Here is a 23,517-nt window from a genome sequence, read left to right on the forward strand (position 1 = left end):
AATAAGATAAACCCTTTTTGAAAAAATGCTTGACCCTTACGTTGCGTCATAGCTTAGCCTTTGCAGTAAGGAGGAAAAACGATGACCCAGTGGTTTGTTAAAGAGTTAAGTCAAATAACCAAAGTCTCTGTGCGTGCTTTGCACCACTATGATGCCTTGGGATTACTTACGCCCAGTATCAGACTCGAGAATGGCTATCGTTTGTACTCCGAAAGCGATTTATCAAAATTACAGCAAATTATCGCGTTGAAGTTCTTTGGCTTTAAATTGGGAGAAATCAAAACCTTGCTCGACAAGCAGCAAAATATCCTTGATAATTTTTCGCTGCAAGCCGCTTATTTGGAAGAGAAAGCGAAGAGTCTAAAAGAAGCTAGCCAAACATTAAGACGGATTATTGCCGATTGTAATCAAGATAAATCCATTCCTTGGAAAACAATTATTGAATCAATCGAGGTATTTCAAATGACGCAAGAATTAGAAAAATCATGGGCAGGCAAAGTACTTAGCCCTGAAGAGCTCAAAGACTATGTAAGCTTTGAGAGGGAATTAAAAACCCGAGAAGCGGAAAAACAACAGTTCGAAAAAGAATGGGCGGCGCTAGTTGATAAAATAACTTTACACTTAGATGATGATCCCGCCTCTGAAGTGGCTCAGTCTATTGGCAAGCGCTGTATGGAAATGGTCAATAGCTTGTATGGAAGACATTTTGCCGAACTTAAGCGTGCAATCTGGGAAAAAGGATTCAAGCAAGGGCAGATTGGAGAAGATCATTTGCTTTCACCTAAGCATGTTGATTGGTTAGATAAAGCCATCGATAGTTACTATAAAAAACGAATTTATAGTATCTTGGCGCAGGCGAAAGAAAATTGCTCTTCTAAAATCCTGCAACAGTGGAATGATTTAATGGATGAGATGTGTGGAGATTCTAGTGTAATGAGGGAAGAGATTTATCAAGCAGCATTAGTGGATGAAAACATAAGCCCCGCGGCTAAAGCGTGGTTAACCACCGTTTGGAAATCGTCATGGAAGCAGGATAATTAATAAACCAATAAAAAAGACTACCACAAACAACGTGGTAGTCTTTTTGCCACTAACAGAGGAAACTATTTCTTTATATCTGATTTATTTTTTACTTCTTGTACCAAAGCAAGCATGGTTTTTTCAATGATTTGAAATGATTTTTGCAAATAATCTAAAGCCTTATGGCCATTCTCTATTGCCAAATGAATTTGTTTCTCTACCAGCTCCTCGGGCTTCTTGACGTTGGTCAATTCCTCAGGTTTTAGGTAATTTAAACTTTGCATGGTTTTTACATTCAGTTCGGCGATAGCTTGAAAAGGTTCTTGCATTTTTTTTGCTACTTCGCTCCACTTCTCAAAGTATGCTTGTGTCATCTTATTTCTCCGATATGTTGCACTGCACAATAATAGATTAGTATCTTTTCACTATACGTGTCAAGAGCTTATGTGATTTTTTTTTGCGATGCAACATTGAAAACAGATTTCATTTGCAACGAAGAGAAGATCCTAAAAAAATCCTTGCCATTGCTTAAAGAGCTGTTGCATTTGTTCGTTCCAAAGATTTGTAGCTTTTTTATAGTCATTTAAATAAGGGTTTGTCTGTAGTAGCTTTTGCATATTGGCGAACATCTGCTCTAAGACAGATTTAAACGATTGACTCATTGGGTGGTTAGCGAAGGTGATTAGTTGACGCAGGATTTCAGGTGATAGGAATTGTGTAGCGCCGCTTTCCATTTCTACCAAAATTTGTAACAAGGTGGCATTGGTTATATCCTTTCCTGTTGTGGAATCCTCAACTTTAAAAGGTAACCCTTGAACCACATAGTGTTGCAATTCCTCAACAGTAATGTATTGGCTTTTTTCGGTATCATACAATCTGCGGTTCTTATACTTCTTTATCAATCTTGCCATATTCTCTCAATGCTTTTTTGCTGGTTTATTTTTGCTTGGGCTGTGTGCTCTCTCTATCCACTTTCTAAATGAGGATGTGGGAAGCGTAGGTTGGGCCTTGGCCCAACCTACGTTTTAATACATATGTAAGCCACCATTAATACTTAAGTTTGCGCCGGTGATATAACGGCTTCTCTCATCGATTAGGAATTCAACAACCCAAGCGATCTCTTCTGGCTCAGCCAAACGCTTAGCTGGAATTAGCTCAATGATCGCCTCCAAAATATCTGGTCTTATACCCTTCATCAAGCGAGTATTGACATACCCAGGGGAAATGCTATTGACAGTAATATTTTTGGACATAAGTTCCTGCGCAAGGCTTTTGGTAAAACCATAAATCCCCGCCTTAGAAGCAGCATAGTTGGTTTGAGAAAACTGCCCTTTTTGTGCGTTGACTGAGGAAATATTGATAATTCGCCCGCTTCCTTGGCTACGCATTTGTTCAACAACCTGATGAGTGACATTAAACATGCTATCTAAATTGACCCTTAAGACATCATCCCATTGTTGCTTAGTCATTTTAGAAAATACAGCGTCTTTAGTAATGCCGGCATTATTGATCAATACGTCAACACGTCCGAAGTCAGCAATAATCTCTTCAATAACCACTTTGCATTCATCAAAGTTAGAAACATCCATCTGACGATAATAGATATTGTGACCATTGTCCTGACCTAATTCAGCCTCCCATAAAGCAGCTTGAGGTTTAGAAACAATATCGAGTGCGATGATATGGCCATACAAGGGTCTTAATTGCTTAACGATGGCAGTACCGATATCACCTGTACCGCCAGTAATCAACACTACTTTTTCTTTTTGCATCCTGTTCCCTGTTTAAACCAGACACTAAAGTTTTTAAGACACTACACTACATGTATTGGCCGCCATTTACGTCTAAGTTAGCACCTGTAATAAATCCTGAGGAGGGGCTAGCTAAAAAAGCGACAGCATCTGCAATTTCTTTAGGTGTACCCAGTCGTCCGACAGGAATATGAGCAATGATGTTTTGTAAAACCTCTTCCTTCACTCCTGCCAACATTGGCGTTTCAATATACCCTGGGGAGATAGTGTTAACTGTAATACCTTTAGAAGCCACTTCTTGGGCTAAACTTTTTGTGAATCCAAAAAGGGCGGCTTTGGAAGCTGAATAGTTACATTGACCAAATTGCCCTTTTCGTCCATTAATGGATGAAATGTTAATAATTCGTCCATAACCTTTTTCTAACATTGCTGGCAGAATATTACGAGTTACATTAAATACGCTGGTCAAGTTGGCATCAATAACAGCCTGCCATTGTTGAGGACTCATTTTTTTTAAGCTGGTATCAACAGTGATCCCCGCATTATTCACTAAGACATCAATATGATTATATTTTTCAAGAATGAGAGATGCTAATTTTTCACAATCTGGAAAATGAGCGATATCAGCGTAGACAATATCAATCTCAAAACCTGCGGCTCTCTGTGCTAATTGCCAGCGTTTCGCTTCTTCATGATTCCCACCTTTAAAATAGCAAGCAATTACCTGATACTCAGCAGCTAAACGTTGACAAATAGCTGTACCAATCCCACCTGTTCCTCCAGTAACAACGGCCGTCTTTTCCATAAATAACATCTCCTTAAAGATCATGTGATTGGGAACTATCACTTCAAAGCAAAAGTAGCTGAATGTCAACTTTACCATGTCAGCATTATAAGTCTAGCAGTCAAATTGATGCTATGGTTTGCCCACCTCCACCCATTGTGTTCAGACCCTAAATTTTTACGGGGTGGGGAACATAAGCTTTTATTTGCTGGGCGAATTGTCTTAACACGTCTAATCCAGACTCCTCAGCTTGCTTACACCATTGCTGCAACGCCTCTACCAATTCTTTTTGTGAACTTGCTGTTTTTAACCAAATATTTTGCAATGATTGGCGAAACGTATAGACAAGACGTAATTGCTCTCGACTGGCCAGAAGTGTTTGCAGACGCGCCCTTGCCCGTGGAGTTAGCAAACTCTCCTGCAAGCGCAATAGACGTCCTGCTTTTTGGAAAAGATGCTTTTCTCTTTTGACCGATGCGGCACGTTTTTCAAGCTTCAAAATAGGGCGGACAACTCGCTTATAATACTGGGACATAACTTGGAAGCGATTGCTTACTACAGCTTTTACCGTTTCGAGATCAACATGAAGTTTACCTTCTTCTCTTGCTAATTTCGGTGGTAGTTTTTTAACCTTGGCTAATCCTAAAAAGGATAAACAGCGAATATATAACCAACCAAGATCAAATTCCCACCATTTTACGGAAAATTTTGCTGAAGAGGCAAATGTATGGTGATTGTTGTGTAGCTCCTCACCACCTATCCAAAATCCAAAGGGAAAGACGTTGGTTGCAGCATCAGGGCATTCAAAATTTCTGTAGCCCCAATGGTGTCCGATACCATTGACTACTCCGGCTGCATGCAAAGGAATCCACAGCATCTGCAAGGCCCAAACGGTAATACCGGGTAAGCCAAAAAGCACGAGGTCAATAATAAACATTAACAAAATACCTTTTGCGGAGAAGCGGGAGTAGAGATTTCTTTCAATCCAATCATTAGGTGTTCCATGAGAGTATTTGGCAATCATTTCCTTATCTTTAGCTGCCTCCCTATATAATTCAGCTCCTTCCCAAAAAACCTTTTTCAAACCCAAGACCTTGGGACTATGTGGGTCACCTTCCACATCCGTCGTTGCATGATGCTTGCGATGGATGGCTACCCATTCAGCCGTGATCATACCGGTAGTCAACCACAACCAGAAACGAAAAAAATGACTAATAATTGGGTGCAATGTTAAGGCGCGATGTGTTTGATGACGATGTAGATAAATAGTAACAGCGGCGATAGTAATTTGCGTTAGTATCAATATTGCTAACACATAACCCCAGAAAGACAGATTTAGAACACCATAAATCATATGGTTACTCCCCAATTAAATAAAATCATAGTAATGTTCCCTGGCGATAAATTCACAAGAACATTGCTTATATCATATCACAAATTGCACAATTCGCATTGCATCACCTACGGTTGTGAACGATAATTTAAATAACATGCTGGCTAGCTAGTGGTTTTCCACATAGGGACAACATATGAGCAACAAAACATTAGAGCCTTTATTTCAACAAATCATTCCTTTCTTAATTGCAGGGATTGCAATCGCATTAATCATCGCTTTATTTATCCTATTCTCATATGTACTGATATGGGGTCTTGTTATAGGGGGTATTCTGTGGTTAATTGCCGTGGTGAAACACTTTCTTTTCCCGAGCGCCAAAAAAGAGATAGCCAAAGGGCGTATTATTGAACATAGTGACAAAGATTAATGCCTGAATTACCTGAAGTCGAAACAACAAGACGCGGCATAGCACCCTTCCTCGTGGGTAAAGCCATCAAAAATATCGTCGTTAGACAGCTGCAGCTACGTCTAGCTGTTCCCCCATTAAATGATCTCTGTTCAGGTCAAAAGGTCAAAGCTGTAATACGGCGTGCCAAATATTTATTGTTACAGTTAACAAGTGGCCATCTGTTAATTCATCTGGGGATGTCTGGTCATCTGCGATTAATACAAACAGACGATGTTGTTGGAGCACATGATCATATTGATTTGCTATTAGAGGATGGCTACATGCTTCGTTACAATGACCCACGACGATTTGGTCTTTGGCAATATTTCACGGGTGATCCCTATCAGTATCCTCTTTTAAACCACTTAGGACCAGAGCCACTTTCTGAGGCATTTCATGCAGATTATTTAAGTCAAAAGGCTTTTAGAAAACGGCAAAATATTAAATCTTTTATTATGCGTAGTGATATTGTGGCAGGTGTGGGTAATATTTATGCAACCGAGAGTTTATTTTTTGCAGGCATTCATCCGCAAACCCCAGCTGGAAGTCTACAAGCTAAACAAGTTGCTAAGCTTGTTTATCAAATCAAGCGTGTTCTAGAGAAAGCAATCATCGCTGGAGGAACAACACTACGTGATTTTTTTTCGGTTGATGGTAAACCGGGTTATTTTTCCCAGGATTTAAAGGTATATGGTAGAAAAAATCTTCCTTGTTTCCATTGTCATCATATCATTGAAGTAGCCATCATAGCAGGGCGTAGTTCTGCCTTTTGCCCTCATTGTCAACCTTCATTAGACCTCTTGCATAACCGGTAGATTTTATTTGAGTGCAAGGCATCAATGTTTCGAGGAGCAGAGTTTACATGAAGTAAATGAGCACCGCAGAAACATTGATAACGCAGCAATAAAATAAAAGATGCGGTTATGCAAGAGGTTGTCCTGATGGTGAAAGCTCGCACTTTTACTGTGAAAGCCTATAAACATGAAGTATTATTCTTCATATTTTAATTTTATTTATCGAACCGAATGAAAATAAGCAAGTTGCGCACTCAATGGATAATTTTATTATCCGCTCTCTATACTGCCTTTTACTGTCTTTGTTCCACCTTAAGACATCTCACAGGCACAACGAATCGAGCATGGGTCGACAAAACCATTCATGCCTGGACCAATCACCTGCTCAACCTGGTTGGAGTCAAATGCAAAATTATAAACCCCCATAAGATCGAACCTAAACCAGGGGAAGCAACAATTATCATGTGCAATCATAGTAGCCTCTATGATATCCCCATTAGCTTTAAAGCCTTTCCGAATCACTCCATTCGCATGCTTGCTAAAAAAGAATTGTCCAAAATCCCCCTTATGGGAAAAGGGATGCAAGCTGCAGAATTTCCTTTCATTGATCGTAAAAATCGACTTCAGGCTATCAAAGATTTGAAGGCTGTCCGTAAACTACTGGAAAGTGGCATTGTTATGTGGATAGCGCCTGAAGGCACTCGCTCGAAAGATGGGCAACTTGCGGCCTTTAAGAAAGGAGGATTTATTACCGCAATTGAGGCAAAGGCAACCATTATTCCCATCGGTATCCGCGGAGCCTATAACATTTTGCCAGCAAGAACCACTCAATTTAACATTAATCAAACAGCCGAAGTGCACATTGGACAACCCATAGATGCCTCTCAATACACTCAGGAAAATAAGGATGAGCTCGTTCAGCGAGTTCATACAGCGATTGAAGAGTTAGCGGGAAAACATCCACAAACAATCAATAATTGAAACCATATCCAGTGGAATTCAGGGTAATAGCAGCTGCTAAACCAATATGTCTGGGATCAGAGGCTGCAGTGAGGATATTATTTTCCTTATCCCAAGTGATGGCTTGCATATCGCCGTAGTATTGTTTTAGGGCCATTAATTTGTAGCCCATTTTCTTAAGTTCGGCTTGTAACGCAGGAGAAAACGTCTCCGGTTCGAATTGTAGCCAGTCAGGTATGTATTGATGATGAAAGCGCATCGCAGATACCATGGATATCGCCCCTTGATAATTGTTAAAAACTAATGAAGCAAGTAAGACCATCGTTGGTATGCGACTACCTCCAGGTGTTCCAACAATAGCAACCCGACCGGGCATTTCCAAGAACGTCGGCGTCATGCTTGAAACCGGTCTTTTTCCAGGAGCAATACTATTTTTTTCACTCCCGACCAGACCAAAAACATTCCTTGCTCCAGGCTTTGCAGAAAAATCATCCATCTCGTCATTGAGTAACACCCCAGTTCCAGCCGCTATTACACTGGAACCAAATATGAAATTCACTGTCATCGTTGCGGAAACACGGTTGCCCTCTTTATCGATAATTGATATATGACTAGTATTGTCATTTCTTAGTTTAGTGATTTCTTTCCCTCCGAGATCAGGAGTAGCTCTATCCTTCAAAATTAGGCTTCTTAGTTGTTTTGCATTCTCAGCCGATAAAAGTCTCTCAAGAGGTATTTTGATAAAATCAGGATCTCCCAATGCTTGTTCTCGTTGCCAATATACTAAGCGCATCGCTTCAGTAAGATAATGCACCCATTGCGCTTTCGAAAATGCTTGCAGAGGATAAGCTGATAAAATATTTAACATCGTAATTAGAGCTACACCGCCAGCAGAAGGAGGAGGTGCGGTAATAATTAACATGTTGTGATAAGCACCTTGCAAAGGTTCACGAACCTTAATCTGATAGCAAGCAAGATCGTCTAGAGTCCAGATGCCTCCAGCCGCACGTACCGCTTTTACAAGTTGCTCAGCAACCTTACCCTTATAAAAACCATCATGACCTTGCTCAACTAATAACCGCAATGTTCTAGCCAAATCTGGTTGCCGCAGACGCTCGCCAATTTGATAGGCTCGCCCACTATTAAGAAAAACGGCTGCCGTGTCTGGGAAGCGTCGTAACAGCTGCAAACGATCATCCATCGTTGAAAAATAATTAAATTGATGATCGACAATAAAACCCTCTTCCGCAAGACGAATAGCGGGGGCAAGAGATTCCTTCAAAGGTAAGCGGCCGTAGTGTTTTGCAATGTATACAAGGGCCGCTGGTTCTCCCGGAATGGCCGCAGCTAATCCACCATTTAAAGAAAGACCTGGCACAGGATTGCCATCAGAACCCAGAAACATATCTCTGTGAGCAGCCAGAGGAGCTACTTCACGACCATCAATAAAAACATTTTTTTTCTCTTTCTCTAAATGGAGCAACCAGAAACCACCACCTCCCAAACCTGAGTGATAAGGCTCCACTACAGCAAGTACCGCGCTAACAGCCACAGCTGCATCGAAAGCATTGCCACCAGCAGCAAGAATTTCTAAACCAGCATTGGTTGCCAAAGGATGAGCAGTGGCTACAGCGTAACCAGGAGGTGGTCCAAAGCGATCATGGGCATGAATACTAGAGACAATTAGCAAAAAGAAAAGTATAAATTTAAGCATGCTCATACAGATTTGTGTTGCCGCTGCTGGAAAGCACGTACTACAGGGGGGGGCACAAACTGCGATACATCACCGCCAAGCTGGGCAATTTCTCGCACTAACGTGGATGAAATAAACAATACTTGCTCTGATGGTGTTAAAAATAAGGTTTCGATATCCTTTGAAAGTTTACGATTCATCCCCGCGAGTTGGAATTCATATTCAAAATCATTGACAGCCCGTAAGCCGCGTAAAATAATTCCTGCCTTTTGTTGGTGCACAAAATCAATGAGCAAACAATCGAAGCCAAGTACTACCACACCCGGCAAATTCCCTAAAGATTGTTTAATAAGTTCAATTCGGGTTTCTAAAGGAAAATAAGGACCTTTAGTCTCATTACTCGCCACTGCAACCACTAATTCAGGAAATATTTTCGAGGCACGTGTGATAATATCAACATGACCATTAGTAACCGGATCGAAGGTACCTGGATAGATTACTTTATGTTTCATTGTATTAAGCAACAAATTGCAATTTCTGGCAGTCTACCGTATTGTGCCTCGAAAAACTATACTCAAGAAACTTCAAAATGCTAGTTTTTGGGCAACTTGATTTTTATGACTACGACGCTTTAAAAAGCAAGTAATAGCTAGTCCTATTGCGAGTTTTTAAAGCGTCGTAGTCATAAAAAGCGATAGCTCATCTAGCATTTTGAAGTTTCTTGAGTATACTGCTCTGATAAAACCTTTTTCCTCACGAACAGGAAAATTTCCAACTTGCAGACTATTATAAGATGGAAACCCCACGATAAATGGAATTAGGAGATGCAATGACTGCTATTAAATCGACTTTATTCTGTTCATTCCTTCTACTAGCTGCTTGTGCCCCTCGTCCAGGAATGGAGGTACCATCTAACTTCTCAGGAAGTAACGCTGCTAATCCAGTGCCAGGTACAACAGATACTGGCAAAACTGAGACCACAGCTCAAACAACCAATAAAACAACAGGAATTGCAGCTACACCATCCACGTCCACAACAGCAGAAGCAACAAAGAGTGCCGCTACAGCTTCAGCCGCCGCTATTTCCTCTTGGGAAATCTCCGGCGCCATGGCTGCCCGTAGTAAAAATAAAGGTTGGAACGCTTCTGTAAATTGGATGCAACGTGGCCTTGGGCAATATCAGATTAGATTATTTGGCCCTCTGGGTAGTGGAACAGTAATTATTAATAAACAAGGAGGCGTTGTAACCTATCGTGACGGGCCCAAGTCTGCTTCTTCATCAAATGCAGATGAATTGCTTAAAAAAGAAACAGGAATCCGGTTGCCAGTGAACAACTTATATTATTGGGTAAGGGGGCTTCCTGCACCTGGTAATATTCAATCTGCCAAGCGCGATTCTGCCAATCACTTATTAGTCTTACGGCAAGGAGGCTACACGATTGAATATGGTCAATATAAAACGATAGGCAACGTGGCTCTACCTAGCTTGATAAGATTACAAGGCAATGGAGTCTTTATCAAATTTGTCATCAAACGCTGGAAGATCTAATATTATACCTGTTACCCAAGCTACTTTGGTCAGCTTGGGTATCCTTATTTTTTGCATCAAACATTCTATAAGGCATAATTAAAAAGAAGCTTTTTTCCCTATCAAAATTAAATCGATGATATAGTACAATGTTCGCCACATAAAATGTTTGACAAGGCTATAAATAGTTTGCAAAATACGCACGTTTGCAGCAATGCATGTTCATGGATGATAAACGAATCTACAACTTATTGGGGTGTCGCCAAGCGGTAAGGCACAGGGTTTTGATCCCTGCATACCTAGGTTCGAATCCTAGCACCCCAGCCACAATCTTGTTGATTCAAGTAAACAGACGGCAGAAGATACCCGGAAAGGATGCGTTCACCGGATCGCTCAAATAATAATTATATCTTACTGGCTGTCTTCTGCTATGTGTTTAAGTTACCTGAGTAAACTCAAATCAAAGGTTTTTTGCACATGTCAACGATGATGATCTTTACCGGCAATGCTAATCCAGAGCTTGCACTTAAAATAGCCTCTCACTTGCAGATCCCCATTGGACAAGCAACAGTTGGGACCTTCAGCGATGGCGAAACCATGGTTGAAATCCTCGAAAATGTTCGTGGTCGCGACATATTTATTATTCAATCGACCTGTTCGCCAACAAATGACAATTTGATGGAACTATTAATCATGGCAGATGCATTGAGACGGTCGTCTGCTGGTCGAATTACCGCGGTTGTACCCTATTTTGGTTATGCACGCCAAGACCGCCGAGTTCGTTCCGCACGTGTTCCAATCACTGCTAAAGTTGTCGCCGACATGATGGCCTCTGTCGGGATTTGCCGTATGCTAACCGTAGACCTTCATGCTGATCAGATTCAAGGCTTTTTCTATATGCCTGTGGATAACGTATACTCCACACCTATTTTGTTTGAGGACATCAAGCAGCAAAATTTTTCCAATCTCATGGTCGTATCACCAGATGTAGGTGGGGTGGTGCGTGCAAGAGCAATGGCTAAACAATTGAACGATGCGGATTTGTCGATCATCGATAAACGTCGTAGCGGCCCAAACAAAGCCCAAGTAATGCATATTATTGGTGAGCCAGCAGGCAGACACTGTATTATCGTCGATGATATTGTGGATACTGCCGGCACGCTCTGTTCAGCTGCTCAGGAATTAAAACGCAATGGCGCGATCAGTGTTAGAGCATATATTACCCATCCAGTTTTATCAGGACCAGCGGTAGAGAACATAACAAATTCTGCCTTGGACGAGGTTGTTGTCACCGACACAATTCCTCTTTCTGAAGCCGCAAAACATTGCCAAAAAATCAGAGTAGTTAGCTTGGCTGATATGCTTGCTCAAGCCATTAAGCGCGTGAATGTTGAGGAATCTGTAAGTTCAATGTTTGTCGATAAGATCTCATAACAAGTTTGAGCTTTTTTAATGTAATAGATCAGAGGGAATCTTAAAATCTTGTTACTTTTTAATTCAAATAAAAAAGGGAAGATGATTTCTTCCCTTTATCTTGTGCCGAGCAAAAAATTAATCTCTAGTACCAACATACTTGTCATCGAAGTAACGACGTAACTTAGTCCTCAATGTACCTCGACTGATTCCAAGCATAATTGCTGCACGAGATTGATTGTATTTGCAATGCTCCATTACAGCACGAAACAAAGGTGTCTCAACTTCTTCAAGGACAAATTGGTACAGATCAACAGGATCAGTTCCCTTGAGCTCGGCAAAGTATTTCTGCACTGATTGAGTGACACTCTCAGCCAGTGACATCGTTGCATCCCCAGCTTCATTACTGATTGTTGTCATTATTCTTAACTCCTCCTTTAAAAACGAGCATGTTACCGAATCGGCTAATCCATGGCAAGTCTAGACTTTGTAAAATTATTTTAAAAATCAGGAATTAGTCGTGAGCCCAGCGAACCAGGCTCATCTCGATAATCTTTTCCTTAAACTTATTAGAATTTCATCATTTCAGGGCTATAGGGCTTCCCATTGATGGTGAATTGACCCTGATTGAGGCTAACCTCAACAATATAGTCACTTCCTTGCTGGGCCAGTACACCATTTTGCACCAAAGTAGCCAATTGCTTATCAGCAAGGGCAACAGCCTGTTGTGACACATCACTGGAATTAGCCGCTGCCTGAGCCGTAGCATCGGTGCTATTCTGCGGCTGTATTTGTTGCGTAATTCCTTGTTTATCACCATCATCTTGCTGTCCTTGTGGAGACATCATTCTCTGTTTGATGGATTCAGTAAAGAGTTCTTTCACAACAACGGCAGGAACCTTTAACTTTCCATTACCCTGAACCCTTTGGATGATCTCAAATGGATTACTCATTTCCCCTTTTGGCAATGAAACCATCAAATTGCCTTCAATAGTCCCTTGCGGCATTACAAAATTCATCTCTGTAACTTCAAATTCAGCACCTTTGCTAAACAATTTCGGCAGCTCAGGCAACATTGCCAACATAGCACGTTGACGTTCGGCTTCTGTACCCTGTTGCACTTGTTGAGCTTGCGCATTCAATCTAGCTAATGCATCTGCATCAAGATTACGAATAGCAACCTCCAGGCTTCCAGGACCATAGGTTTTGTTATTTGCAACAATTTTCTCAATAGACGTTTTAAAATGGGAGTTAAATAACCCATTCTCTATATCAGAATCTGAGTGAATATCGAACTGACCCAGTTCAAATAGCTTTTTATCACTATCCATCACGACAAAAGACGGAAAAGATAAACTGGCATCACCAAGGAACAAACCCTTATCAGTTCTGTGCAAATTATATTCACTGGTAACGGTTGACATCTTGGTGTTCACTTGATCTTTTTTGAAGCTCAAACCATCAATGGTAATGTTGCCACCTACTTTGTCGAGATCTGAAGAAAAATTAGTTGAGGTCGACATCCCTAACCACTCAAATGTTGCATTACCTTCTTTTGCAAATAATTTAAATGCAGGCACCGACATATCGACATTGCTATTGCCTAAATAACTTACAAAAAAATCGATAACCACGGTTGGGCTTGTGGATTCACTGGTAAATAAGGTATTGAACTGTTGCGTATATTCAGCCGGCATTTTCAGGGCAGTATGCGCATAACCTAAGCCAAATTTTACACCTTTATCCGAGAAGATAACCGGGCCATGATAAATGGTAACTGGCATCTGCATCTTGTAATCTTGCGCAGGAGTAGTCTCAGTCTTACCGTTAGTTTGAGTCGTTTGCTCAGGGATATGGATATGCCAATTCAATGTTGCTGTTGACGTGAACCAGCCACGGTCATATTTGACAATTGTTGCAGCTAACCCATCTGATCGATTCACAAAATTGAGGCTTTCCTTCACTTTTTGCTCAGTAAGGTAGCCCATACCATAATAAGAGCCGAGGACTAGGACGGCTAGAATAACCACTAATCCTATGAATTTTTTCATATTATCTCCGTGTTAGGTGTTCGCCTCTTGAATAAAAAGAAATATACAGAGGCACCGCCCCTAATTAAAACATGAGATTAACTAACTAGCAAAGACATTCGGAGAAAAAATCATTATCTGTTTAGGACTTGGCTAAACTGTCATTAAGTTAAGGATTTTTTCTATTCTCGCACTACCGCTCCCGGACCAGAACCGGATCAGACCGCAGCACCCATACCAGACTAACATGATGGATCCCGCGGGGATTTGAAATCGATTAACTTAATGACCAGAGGAGCCCTTGGTTTGGGGTTATGCTTTGCGAATGGGCTTACAGTAAGTTTCTTTGACTGTAAATGCCAAAATTAAAGCGACCAGAGAGCAAAGAGGCAAGATTTTTAAACCTGCCTGAAAATCTGAGAGTAACAGGGTTTCAACATTATAGGCTCGAGGACCTGAGGCCAAATCCACCAATCGACCAACCAATGGTTGCATCAAAGCCCCCACAAAAATGGAGATCATGTTGGTAAAGGCAATAGACGTACCAATAACATTACTTTCATGTATCTCCGTTGACACAGCATAGGCAATAGCCACGCCTGTATTAGTGATACCAAAGACGAAGAAGATAACGTAAGCCAGTGTTCTGTCGATATGAGGATAAAAAACAAAAATAGAAGTTAATGCAACACCAAATAAAGCAGAAAGTATCATCAATGGCTTTCTGCGTCCCATTTTATCTGATAACCAACCTGACAAAGGACCGCTAATTCCCCAACCAATGAAAATTAAACCTGTTGCAAATGCAGCCGCATGAGCTGTTAAACCTCGTCCATATTGCAAATAAGCAGGTCCAATAGCTTCACCGATAACGGCAGTAGGACCAAATAAAAATCCAGCATATAGTGCATTCAACCAAGTTTGACGATGAGTAAGAATAATACGTAAGCTGCGAAGAATGCTTAATCTTACTTCGCCTTCGCTTTTCTTCATTTCATGCCGTTTTTCCCCTGGCTTATCTTGCACAAATTGGTACAAAAGACCGGCAAGGGCAATAAACAAAAAGGCAATGATGAGCATGCTATGGCGCCAACCAACGTTTGCTACCAAAAATGAAACAGGAGCTTCTCCTGCGGCTGCTCCTAACATTCCTAAGGCTTGCGTCAAACCAGACAATAAACCCAGCATGACAGGAGGAAACCAGGAGGTTGCCAAGCGCAAGGAACTCACAAAGGCGAATGCCGCACTAAAACCAATCAACATTCGTCCGACCGAAGCCATAGCCAGACCATCAGCCAAACCGAATACCCCACAACCAAGCGCAGTAATTAATGACATCACCGTAAGAATGGCACGAATACTCAAACGGTCAACAGTGAGGCCCACTGGAATTTGCATTAAAATATAAGGGACATAGAATGAAGCGGTTAAAATACCAAAGCCAGCTTCATTAATACCAAAATCTATTTGTAAACTACGGTGCATAACCCCTGGAGCTACTCGCGCCATGTAGTCGGAAAAGTAAAAAGTTGCTGCTAATCCCCATACAAGCCAAGCAAAACCCAATTGATTAACGCGATTTACTTTTGTACTCTGAGACATTGCTAACATATTCATAAACTTACTCGTTACCGTTTCCATCCTAGATGAATTTGGAATAAATCATAAAAAACAGTAGGCTGGTCATTAAATTATCAAAATTCAACCTACATTATACTGTTACCGTTAATTATTTCAACACATTGCTCATATAGAACTTAGGGAACGTCCCTAGCTTTTGCAGAATCTGTGATCACCTTGCTTCCCTGCAGTAATTTTCACTCCACTTGTGTATAATTTTTGTTTTTCTCACTTGGTCATCGAATGAACGAACTTGAGTTAGCAATCAAAAAGGCTTTGGATTCTGCAGGAGGAAGTGTGGAAGCAAATAAAGCCTACCTGGAATTTATCAAAGCAAATTTTATGATTCCTGTTGATAAAAATTCAAACCCTGAGCAACCGGAAGTCCTTTATTTCGAACAAGACGGACAATTTTTTTTACCTGTCTTTACGAGCAGGGAATATTTCGATAAATGGGCTCAAGATATCAGCACCCACATCAACATACTTATGCTTTCAGGCGTCGATCTATTAAAAGGGATAGGTGAACAAGTGACCGTTTGCCTAAATATTGGCAGCCCGATTTATAAAGAATTTAATCCCGCTGAATTAGCGAGAATGAAAGGAATGGTACTGAAATTATTTAAATAGGAACATTTCCTGTTTGCGTTAGATGTCAACCAGACTACAGATGAGTAAATAAAAAGGGTAAGTTCACACCTACCCTTTTTCATTTGGTCTGACTTAGTGATTTTTAACCTTGGAATAAGTCTATGCAACCAAATCCAGAACCTGGTAGCCAACAACTGCGGTGGCAGCAATCGCCCCAGTAATTTTTAACATCTTGGTGAGAAAGTTGGCACTTACCATATTTCCCAAAGAATGGTACACCTGATCATTTGCAGCGTTCTTTTCATTTTTCTCTTGTGTAACCATTAATTCAGCAAGGTCGAATAAAGGCTTTTCACCATAAAATCCTGCCCACCAACCTTCAATCCAGTGTTCGTATTCTTGAGTGCCTTCGCGATATGGGTTTGCTTCTTCACCAATCTCAGCCAGGGCACACTCATAACCATAAGCGTAGCATTCTTCAAGATTTGGGTGTTCAATGTTGAAGCGTAGCTTTATGTCTGGTAACAACGAAGTTGTATCGTTCATCTTGGTACCCCCTTCTAGCGTCTTCCAATACGCTATCTTTATTTTCAGTTAAAAGTGCTTTTCCTTTTAGCCAACCAGCACTTCATTAATCCTCATTCTACGACTACGAACCTCTTCGTGCCTTTGAATGCCCCTTTTTTACTCTTTCTTGACAAAATTGTTACTTAGACTGTGATCGCTTAACAAATGAGTTTCTCATTCATAATGCATTTATGGTGCCAATCGACAATGAACCCATTGTCCCTTCTTCTTGTAATAAAAGATTCTGTCGTGAAGTCTGTTATCGCGGCCTTGCCAAAATTCAATTTCATCTGGAATAACAAGGTAACCACCCCACTGTTTTGGACGTAGTAGGGGTTTTTGTCCATATGTTGCAATGAGCTTATTCAACGCTTCTTCAAGGCTGCTTCTATCTGGAATCTCCTGACTTTGTACGGAAACGATAGCACTTAACTGACTACTTCGTGGTCGTGAATAAAAATAGTTATCGGACTGTTTTTTGCTGGTACGTTTGACTCGACCGCGGATCCGAACTTGGCGAGCCATCCCGGGCCAGTAAAAATTTAGCGCGGCATAAGGCGTATGAGCGAGTTGTAATGCCTTGGTACTTTGATAATTTGTATAAAAAATAAAAGCCTCATGCTCTAAGCCTTTGAGCAAGACAACGCGCGAATCGGGGAAACCTCTGTCATCTACAGTGGAGAGAACCATCGCTGTGGGATCAGTCGTCTCTCCAGGTAAGACCTCCTCGAACCATTGTTTGAATTGCGCAATAGGGCAATCAGCTACTGATTCTTCTGATAACGATAACTCACCATATTCGCGACGGATATCTGCCAAGGTCTGCCAATGATTCATTTCTTATTCCGCCTTCGGTTTTGTTTTAGGATTGAAAATCTTAATCGAAGAGAGCTGTTTTTGACATACAAAAAAATCGGTGTTTTGATTGTCAAATGAATATCCTATATTTTGTTTCCTAAGTTGATTTTTTCTACTGCTTCTTTAGCCTGTTTCAAAAGTTCATCCTTTATTGCATTATCATGCAATCTCTCCTCTCCTCCAGCATGTGTCTGATCTAACCCAGATAAAACGTTGTCTTTTGTTTCATTAAAATCCAAATGTCCATGTCCTGATGCTTCTAAGAAATCTAAAAAATGTATGCCAGGCATCATCACAAGTCGTTCATCATTTGGACTTGGCGGCTCGCCCCCATAAAATTCTTTTAGATTTCTAACCAAGGAAGCATGAAAATTTTTTCTTGTATAAGAATCTATACCAAATATGTGAATATCTGGGGCAGTCTTATCGTTATGATGGCCAAATAGGTGTGTTGTAGAAATGATTAGGGAACCGTTCTTGTTTAGGAAAAAAACATCTGTATCTGAATACAACCCTTCGTCTTGAACCATATTCGTCATTCTTAAAAGATCTGAAGCAAAAACAGAATCCTTCGCATTCTTAGTTAACTTTACCTTTCCAAGAATATTCTGAATAAGGGTAACAAGATAAGGATCATCTTTTTTGTCAGACAAACAATCATCAATGACTTTTATTTTAACCCCATGCTCAGATAATTCTTTTATCTTGTCGCTGGAACCAGCCAAGCATTTTTCGTTAATAAAAAATATAAGACTATCATCAGGCCTAACTTTTCTTTGGAAAAGGAGGCGATTATGAATTTTGTCCGGAATGATTCCATCAGTGAACCCAAATTTTTGCATGTTTATTTAATGGGATAGGCATGATTACTTCTTAGAGTTCTATTTGTCTACTCATTATAACCGCCTGCAGAAAAGCGCTATAGGATAAAAATTAAGTCTTTGCGAGCGCTAGCGAAGCAACCCAGATCGATCGTTTGCACAAAGAATATAGATTGCTTTTTGTTCGCAATAACGGCAATAAAAAAGTTTTGTCCTGTGCAAATGCAGAAATAAAAAAATAAATTCCTTAATGTTTCCTTAAGGATAATCTTGTACTATTAGCATGCGGAAATGCATACTTAAGAAACAGGATGATTGAATACTTACGACGATTATGGGGATTAGGTGGATTAATCGATGGTTTTAAAGAGCGCGATATCGCACGCCTCTTAAAGAATCTAAGGGAAAAAATTCTCACTACTCTTCAGCAGACCTATTTTAGTCATTATGCAAAACCTTTTTTTGCCGTGGTGAACAGCGAAGGAGAGCCTTTTACCGACTTTGCCAATGAACCCAAGCAAATCATCCAAATCAAGCAATTGCTGAATGCCATCTATCACGCACAATTAGCCTTTAAAGATTTACAATCCGTTAATCTGAGCAATATAAACGAATTATTCGAAGATGTTGGAAAATCTTGGGAAGCGCTAGACCATGCCTACAAAGCTAGCCAACTTATAACGCATCTTGATATTGATTTTAATGAAATTCTTGGTAGTGAAATCAAACAACAAGTCATCCAAATCTTTGCACAAATAATAAAACATACCGACAAGAATACTAATGCAGCTGTAGAGTTCACATCCGCTCTGAAAGATAATGCAGATTGGTTCCAGATCATCACACGAGTAAAGGCTCATATCGATAAGCATACCCGTTCAACTGCAGGGCTCACATCCTCCTTGAAAGATTATCCTGTTGGTTATAATGCAGGCTGGTTCTCTGGCGTTGCCATCGATCAAATGAGGCCTAATGGGGGAAATTACGATTATGATTTCCTTGCACATTTTGGAGCTGTTTTACCTGGCTATATCCAACAGTTAACGCTTAAGCTGCAGGAATTTGCCCCACAAATTTCTACTTATCAACCAACCATTGATAAGGCGAAACTTGGGGACTTACAAGAATCAGCGTTTAAATTATTAAAGTCTATAGAAAATCTCCAGAGTGGTGATATTTTTATCTCATTTAAGGCATTGAATTACATAAAGATCATTCGACATATCTTTACTCTCTCCATGAGCACTTTGGAGCAGATTGGTTACATGAATGAATCTTCCCAGGAGGTCGTTCGGTACAATTTAGGACAGTTAAAACATGTTTACTTACCCGCTTTATTTGCTTTAGTTGATCGACTTGAGGATCAGGCCCTACTTCGTCCCGGTACACTTACAACCCCTTTAATGAACCAAATTAAACCCTGGTACGAGCTTCTAGGAGTCTATGCTTCTACAATTGTCAATTTCTCGGCAAAGGGAAAGGAATTATTAACCCTGGATGATTCGCGTTTTAATGAAGCTCGGCTTGAACAAACCCGACAACGCATTTCTACTGCACAATGGGATTTAACAAAACACAATATAGCCGAGCAAGCACTTAACGATTTCTTTGAGGTTATTGAAGATTCTTCATTTGCAGGATATTCCCTTTTGAATTTGCCAAAAGAAGACAAGCAATTTTTGGCCAATAAATACCAATTCTTGCACCCCTACATGAAGATTATTGCTCCAGAATTGGCCAATCTTATTCTCAGGGACTTATCAGAAGAAAATACTTGGGGCCGCCAAATCGTGAGACCATGGCACTGGATTAAACGTCAAGCTGGCCCTCTAGCTCTCACCACATTAATCGCTATAAAAGCAAAGTTGCAGACCGAGCTATCCAAGGACAAGGCTACGCATCTATTTCATATTAAACTGAATAAAGACATTTTGCGTTTTGTAGAAGAGTCTGAAAAGCATGTCTGTCCTTACTCTGGCGAGTTACCCGATGCAACCTTTAACGAAGCAAAAATTTTAGGCATTGACCCAACGTCTTCTGTGCAACGACTCGCGTTTCGGCAGACGCCAGCAGGTTTCTCACTAAGCAATCCCGATGATTTAACACTTGAGCAAGCAAGAAAATTGCATGCGTATCATAAGACTCAACATTTAAAACTTATAAGAGCACAAGGCGCATGGAATAAGTTTATAAAGCTATTAGCACACGAAAACGTCTATTCTGGCGAGAACATTGAACTATTACTCTATGGTGAAGATATTAATTCAGCAAGAAAAGCTAAGTTACTTCGCTTGTATCGCCAATTTCAGCCTTATTTTCTAAAAAGCTTTACTGACTCTGATCGAGCTAAAGCGCAAGATCAAGCTATCATCGCGAGCTTGTCTGAAAAACCCTTACTGATGACGAGAGCTCCAAAAGCAAATTTAGCTACAGCTCATTTCTTTACTCAACAGCGCATTGATCTGGTTAACGCCCTATTCATCTCTTTAGAACCGTTTAAAACCGTTCATGCTAAAAAAGCCAAAATTTATGCCAAGGTGGCTGAAAAAAAATATATTTCCGAGGTAAACGCCACGATATTAAGCCCAGATTATACAACCAACCCAAGAGCTCATTTCGCACTCAAACATACGGAGTACTCTAAGACCATTGCAGAGTATAGGGCTTCTTTAATTCGATTGCTAGGGGATGACTATGACCTCTCTTTGATGTCCATCACTTCATTCGATAAATTGGATACAAGCAAACTAGACAAAAAACCTTATCTTATAAAAGATGATCAAGGCAAATATCAAATTTGGGGATATAAAGAAAATAAATGGCAACTTACAGATATTGGCGATTTAGAGATTGACTTTGCATGGAAAGAGGGTCAAACCGTCTTCATTTCACCTAAAGATGAAATTTACAGTACATTAAAAAAAGCACACACCCGATTGCTAGATGTTTTCGGTAAAACCTTTAAAGAAAGATGCATACCCGCTGCTACAGGCATTCCTTTTCCTGAATTGATGGACCAGAAAACAGCTCTAATTGAACCAAAACAAGTCATCGGGATAAAACGAATTTTTAATAGTCTTTATCATCTTGAAAACGTTTGTCTTGAACTTGAAAAATTAGATGACCATAGTATAAAGCTCGTTTACCTTCGTCATCTCCTTCTGGTCAAAGGACATGCACAAGAGTTACTTGAATTAGCTAAAGAATTAGCAACTGACCCACACTTCTCCCTCTTAGCTACGGAGTTAAAAGACAAGGCGTTGATGGTATACAAGACCTTCATGGAGCAAAAGGAAACGTATGCTGTAGATAGCGAAGAAGTGCACCTACCGGAACCACAATACGAAGGTAAAAAGATAAAATATGGTAGTCTTTGGCATACACTGCATACATTTATGCTTGTGCCTGAGCATATTGAAGCCACCTTGCATAACCAACCGCTTTCGGCAGAAAGCAAATTGAGAGTCAATACCCGCACCAAGCAGATTACAATCAATATCGAACGCATCATTGAGGATTCAAATTCTTATTTTAAGCTATTCCTCGACAGCCCTACGATGTATAGCCTTTACAAGGAATTGCAGCAAAAACTTAACGATTTTACTACCACCTCTCGTACAGCGGTGCTCTCGCATTTGGAAGAGTTAAACACAGATTTGTTTGTGCGCATGCTCATAGAAGCGGATCAATGGGAAGACAAATTAGGATTAACACCAGGACTGTTGGCTGGCCCCTTGAAAGCGCTTTTGGATGAGTTCTATAAAGGGTTATTGGACCCTCTTAAGTTAGGATCTCAAGACCACATTTACTTTATAAGCACCCTTGTCCCTATCTGCCATCGAATTGAAGCAGCGCTTGCCCGGCAAAAAGCGGCGCAACGACGATTGCTGCCACCCGAATTGGCCCATGTCAAAGTGCTAACTCATGAACTCGATACGAGAAATTACAACTTACCCAACGTGTCTCTGCGAGATAGGTATGTTTTAATCAAGAACCTGTTTGATGCCATCAACAAATATAATGATATCGTGCATGGCCATTCTTCTCTCTCACCGTTAGCGATAAGCGTCGTAGAAAAACGTCTTGCCAAGCTCTATAAAGCAGCAGCACCCATTTTGAATGAAGCATATAAAGAACTGAGATTAGCACCTGAGCCGGTAGATAAAAAAGACAAAACCATTGAAACGTTTCTGCGCGACAGTCTCAAGCAAAGTATCGCTGATAGAACCATTCAACCGGAGCAGGATCCGGCCATAGTCACCTTCGTAAACATTGCACCCCGATCAGGAGAAAAATCAGACCCAACTTCATCTGAACCTTCTGCGACGACAGGAAATACTCCACAAGAAGCAAAAGATTCTACAACCAGTATTGTAAAATTGGTGAATGCAGTCCTACTTCATTACAAAGGTTTACAACATTCCACCCAGTTTGAAATAGATACAACCGAGGAAAGAATAGCCTACCTGGAAAAGCTAAAGATTAAACAGCAAGAAGCAAGCAAAAAATTTATTGCCGAGTACACTAAAAAAGCCTATGAAAAACAATTTAAGGCATTAACTTCAAGATATATCGGTCTCTTGCATATGAGAGATGAGTATAATCAAGCCCTAAAAACTTATCTGAAAGCTGAAACTGATATGATACTGCGACAAGCCCAAGATGCTCAGGATATCGATAAGGCTGTTGTCATGCTATTAGAAGCAGCAACAAAACGGTTTGATCGGGCCAATTTTGCAAAATATCAACAGCTGGAAGCTATCCGCGCCTGTCTAAGCCAATTTGACACCTATTTCACTGATGTGCAACCCCTTGTCAATAAAGGGGAAGCGTTCTTTGAAAATAAAACGACCTTATTAAAAAAGATTGATATCATTACTGAATTAAAAAGGATAGCCGGCAGTGATAAATCCGTAGACGATCGCATAGAAGCGATTAAAACAGCGATTACAACAAAAACAAAAATTAATGAAGTGTCCTTCCAGGTTGATATGCTTGCACATCAGCATTATGATACCTTGACTTTTGCCTGGTTAGCCCAATGCATCGTCTCTTTGCTATCCACATTGGGGATCTACACCCCTAAAGATAAAGCTCTGACTGAACGCCTGCAGCGAGCAGTAGAGAACCCAAGCTCTCTGGGCCTATATCGCTTTGGTTGGTTTAGTCGAAGAAATGATGACGCTCGTACGTATGAATTACCTCCTCCTATTCTTCCTGACTCAGATCACGAAGATCCACATCCTGTTGGCCTCTCTAGCGTATAGAATGATATATAAACAATATTTCATCTTAATTTTTTT

Annotated in this window: 21 protein-coding genes and 1 tRNA gene; 9 read left to right on the top strand and 13 right to left on the bottom strand. The window is 40.5% G+C overall.

Translation table 11 applies throughout. The annotated features are described in order from the left end of the window. Positions 1–81: 81 nt before the first annotated feature. Entirely contained in the window at positions 82–1,041 is a 960-nt protein-coding gene (locus CKV79_RS11975; protein ID WP_028372610.1) for a MerR family transcriptional regulator, read from the top strand. Between the two features lie 62 nt (positions 1,042–1,103). Here the strand turns inward: CKV79_RS11975 and CKV79_RS11980 are convergent, their stop codons facing one another. The 5 genes from CKV79_RS11980 to CKV79_RS12000 all read right to left on the bottom strand — a co-directional run bounded on the left by CKV79_RS11980 (position 1,104) and on the right by CKV79_RS12000 (position 4,909). Beyond that, positions 1,104–1,394: a phasin family protein gene (locus CKV79_RS11980; protein WP_028372611.1), complete on the bottom strand. Its 291-nt coding sequence runs from the start codon at positions 1,392–1,394 to the stop codon at positions 1,104–1,106. Between the two features lie 132 nt (positions 1,395–1,526). Then, entirely contained in the window at positions 1,527–1,931 is a 405-nt protein-coding gene (locus CKV79_RS11985; RefSeq protein ID WP_028372612.1) for a polyhydroxyalkanoate synthesis regulator DNA-binding domain-containing protein, read from the bottom strand. Positions 1,932–2,045: 114 nt separating this feature from the next. Beyond that, positions 2,046–2,792, bottom strand: a complete 747-nt coding sequence (phbB, locus tag CKV79_RS11990) for an acetoacetyl-CoA reductase (RefSeq protein ID WP_028372613.1) — start codon at positions 2,790–2,792, stop codon at positions 2,046–2,048. Positions 2,793–2,838: 46 nt separating this feature from the next. Next, on the bottom strand, positions 2,839–3,576 hold the full coding sequence (gene phbB, locus CKV79_RS11995) for an acetoacetyl-CoA reductase (RefSeq protein WP_028372614.1): 738 nt from the start codon (positions 3,574–3,576) through the stop codon (positions 2,839–2,841). Between the two features lie 148 nt (positions 3,577–3,724). Next, entirely contained in the window at positions 3,725–4,909 is a 1,185-nt protein-coding gene (locus CKV79_RS12000; RefSeq protein ID WP_028372615.1) for a DesA family fatty acid desaturase, read from the bottom strand. A 175-nt stretch (positions 4,910–5,084) separates the two neighbouring features. On the opposite strand from CKV79_RS12000, the gene CKV79_RS12005 reads away from it, so the two are divergent. From CKV79_RS12005 to CKV79_RS12015, 3 genes are all read left to right on the top strand, one after another. After that, positions 5,085–5,318: a hypothetical protein gene (locus tag CKV79_RS12005; RefSeq protein WP_028372616.1), complete on the top strand. Its 234-nt coding sequence runs from the start codon at positions 5,085–5,087 to the stop codon at positions 5,316–5,318. Next, positions 5,318–6,154, top strand: coding sequence for a bifunctional DNA-formamidopyrimidine glycosylase/DNA-(apurinic or apyrimidinic site) lyase (gene mutM / locus CKV79_RS12010; protein ID WP_028372617.1), 837 nt, complete (start codon positions 5,318–5,320; stop codon positions 6,152–6,154). Before CKV79_RS12005 ends, mutM begins: the two co-directional genes overlap by 1 nt. A 210-nt stretch (positions 6,155–6,364) precedes the next feature. Continuing rightward, on the top strand, positions 6,365–7,114 hold the full coding sequence (locus tag CKV79_RS12015) for a lysophospholipid acyltransferase family protein (protein WP_028372618.1): 750 nt from the start codon (positions 6,365–6,367) through the stop codon (positions 7,112–7,114). On the opposite strand, the gene ggt is transcribed toward CKV79_RS12015, so the two are convergent. Beyond that, complete coding sequence (gene ggt, locus CKV79_RS12020; protein ID WP_028372619.1) at positions 7,104–8,813, bottom strand: gamma-glutamyltransferase; 1,710 nt, start codon at positions 8,811–8,813, stop codon at positions 7,104–7,106. The two genes, CKV79_RS12015 and ggt, sit on opposite strands and share 11 nt — an antisense overlap. Further along, positions 8,810–9,298 carry a pantetheine-phosphate adenylyltransferase gene (gene coaD / locus CKV79_RS12025; protein WP_028372620.1) on the bottom strand — a complete coding sequence of 163 codons (489 nt, stop codon included), beginning with the start codon at positions 9,296–9,298 and terminating at the stop codon, positions 8,810–8,812. Before coaD ends, ggt begins: the two co-directional genes overlap by 4 nt. A 317-nt stretch (positions 9,299–9,615) precedes the next feature. Here coaD and lolB point away from each other — a divergent pair, with 317 nt between their 5' ends. From lolB to CKV79_RS12045, 3 genes are all read left to right on the top strand, one after another. Continuing rightward, on the top strand, positions 9,616–10,335 hold the full coding sequence (gene lolB / locus CKV79_RS12030) for a lipoprotein insertase outer membrane protein LolB (protein WP_028372621.1): 720 nt from the start codon (positions 9,616–9,618) through the stop codon (positions 10,333–10,335). A gap of 231 nt (positions 10,336–10,566) precedes the next feature. Beyond that, positions 10,567–10,641, top strand: a tRNA-Gln gene (locus tag CKV79_RS12035). 150 nt (positions 10,642–10,791) lie between these two features. Then, positions 10,792–11,748: a ribose-phosphate pyrophosphokinase gene (locus CKV79_RS12045; protein WP_028372622.1), complete on the top strand. Its 957-nt coding sequence runs from the start codon at positions 10,792–10,794 to the stop codon at positions 11,746–11,748. 117 nt (positions 11,749–11,865) lie between these two features. Here the strand turns inward: CKV79_RS12045 and fis are convergent, their stop codons facing one another. From fis to CKV79_RS12060, 3 genes are all read right to left on the bottom strand, one after another. After that, positions 11,866–12,147, bottom strand: a complete 282-nt coding sequence (gene fis / locus CKV79_RS12050; protein WP_028372623.1) for a DNA-binding transcriptional regulator Fis — start codon at positions 12,145–12,147, stop codon at positions 11,866–11,868. A 149-nt stretch (positions 12,148–12,296) separates the two neighbouring features. Next, positions 12,297–13,778: a YdgA family protein gene (locus tag CKV79_RS12055; protein ID WP_028372624.1), complete on the bottom strand. Its 1,482-nt coding sequence runs from the start codon at positions 13,776–13,778 to the stop codon at positions 12,297–12,299. 291 nt (positions 13,779–14,069) lie between these two features. Then, a complete protein-coding gene (locus CKV79_RS12060) occupies positions 14,070–15,374 on the bottom strand; it encodes an MFS transporter (RefSeq protein ID WP_028372625.1) in 1,305 nt (434 codons plus the stop codon). Positions 15,375–15,620: 246 nt separating this feature from the next. On the opposite strand from CKV79_RS12060, the gene CKV79_RS12065 reads away from it, so the two are divergent. Further along, positions 15,621–16,007, top strand: a complete 387-nt coding sequence (locus CKV79_RS12065) for an SseB family protein (protein ID WP_028372626.1) — start codon at positions 15,621–15,623, stop codon at positions 16,005–16,007. 120 nt (positions 16,008–16,127) lie between these two features. On the opposite strand, the gene CKV79_RS12070 is transcribed toward CKV79_RS12065, so the two are convergent. From CKV79_RS12070 to CKV79_RS12080, 3 genes are all read right to left on the bottom strand, one after another. Next, positions 16,128–16,514 carry a hypothetical protein gene (locus CKV79_RS12070; protein WP_028372627.1) on the bottom strand — a complete coding sequence of 129 codons (387 nt, stop codon included), beginning with the start codon at positions 16,512–16,514 and terminating at the stop codon, positions 16,128–16,130. A gap of 210 nt (positions 16,515–16,724) precedes the next feature. Continuing rightward, complete coding sequence (pdxH, locus tag CKV79_RS12075; RefSeq protein ID WP_028372628.1) at positions 16,725–17,372, bottom strand: pyridoxamine 5'-phosphate oxidase; 648 nt, start codon at positions 17,370–17,372, stop codon at positions 16,725–16,727. Positions 17,373–17,476: 104 nt separating this feature from the next. Beyond that, complete coding sequence (locus CKV79_RS12080; protein ID WP_028372629.1) at positions 17,477–18,235, bottom strand: hypothetical protein; 759 nt, start codon at positions 18,233–18,235, stop codon at positions 17,477–17,479. 290 nt (positions 18,236–18,525) lie between these two features. Here CKV79_RS12080 and CKV79_RS12085 point away from each other — a divergent pair, with 290 nt between their 5' ends. Continuing rightward, positions 18,526–23,481, top strand: a complete 4,956-nt coding sequence (locus tag CKV79_RS12085; RefSeq protein ID WP_028372630.1) for a hypothetical protein — start codon at positions 18,526–18,528, stop codon at positions 23,479–23,481. The last annotated feature ends 36 nt before the right edge of the window (positions 23,482–23,517 follow it).

Source organism: Legionella lansingensis (assembly GCF_900187355.1).
Classification (GTDB): domain Bacteria; phylum Pseudomonadota; class Gammaproteobacteria; order Legionellales; family Legionellaceae; genus Tatlockia; species Tatlockia lansingensis.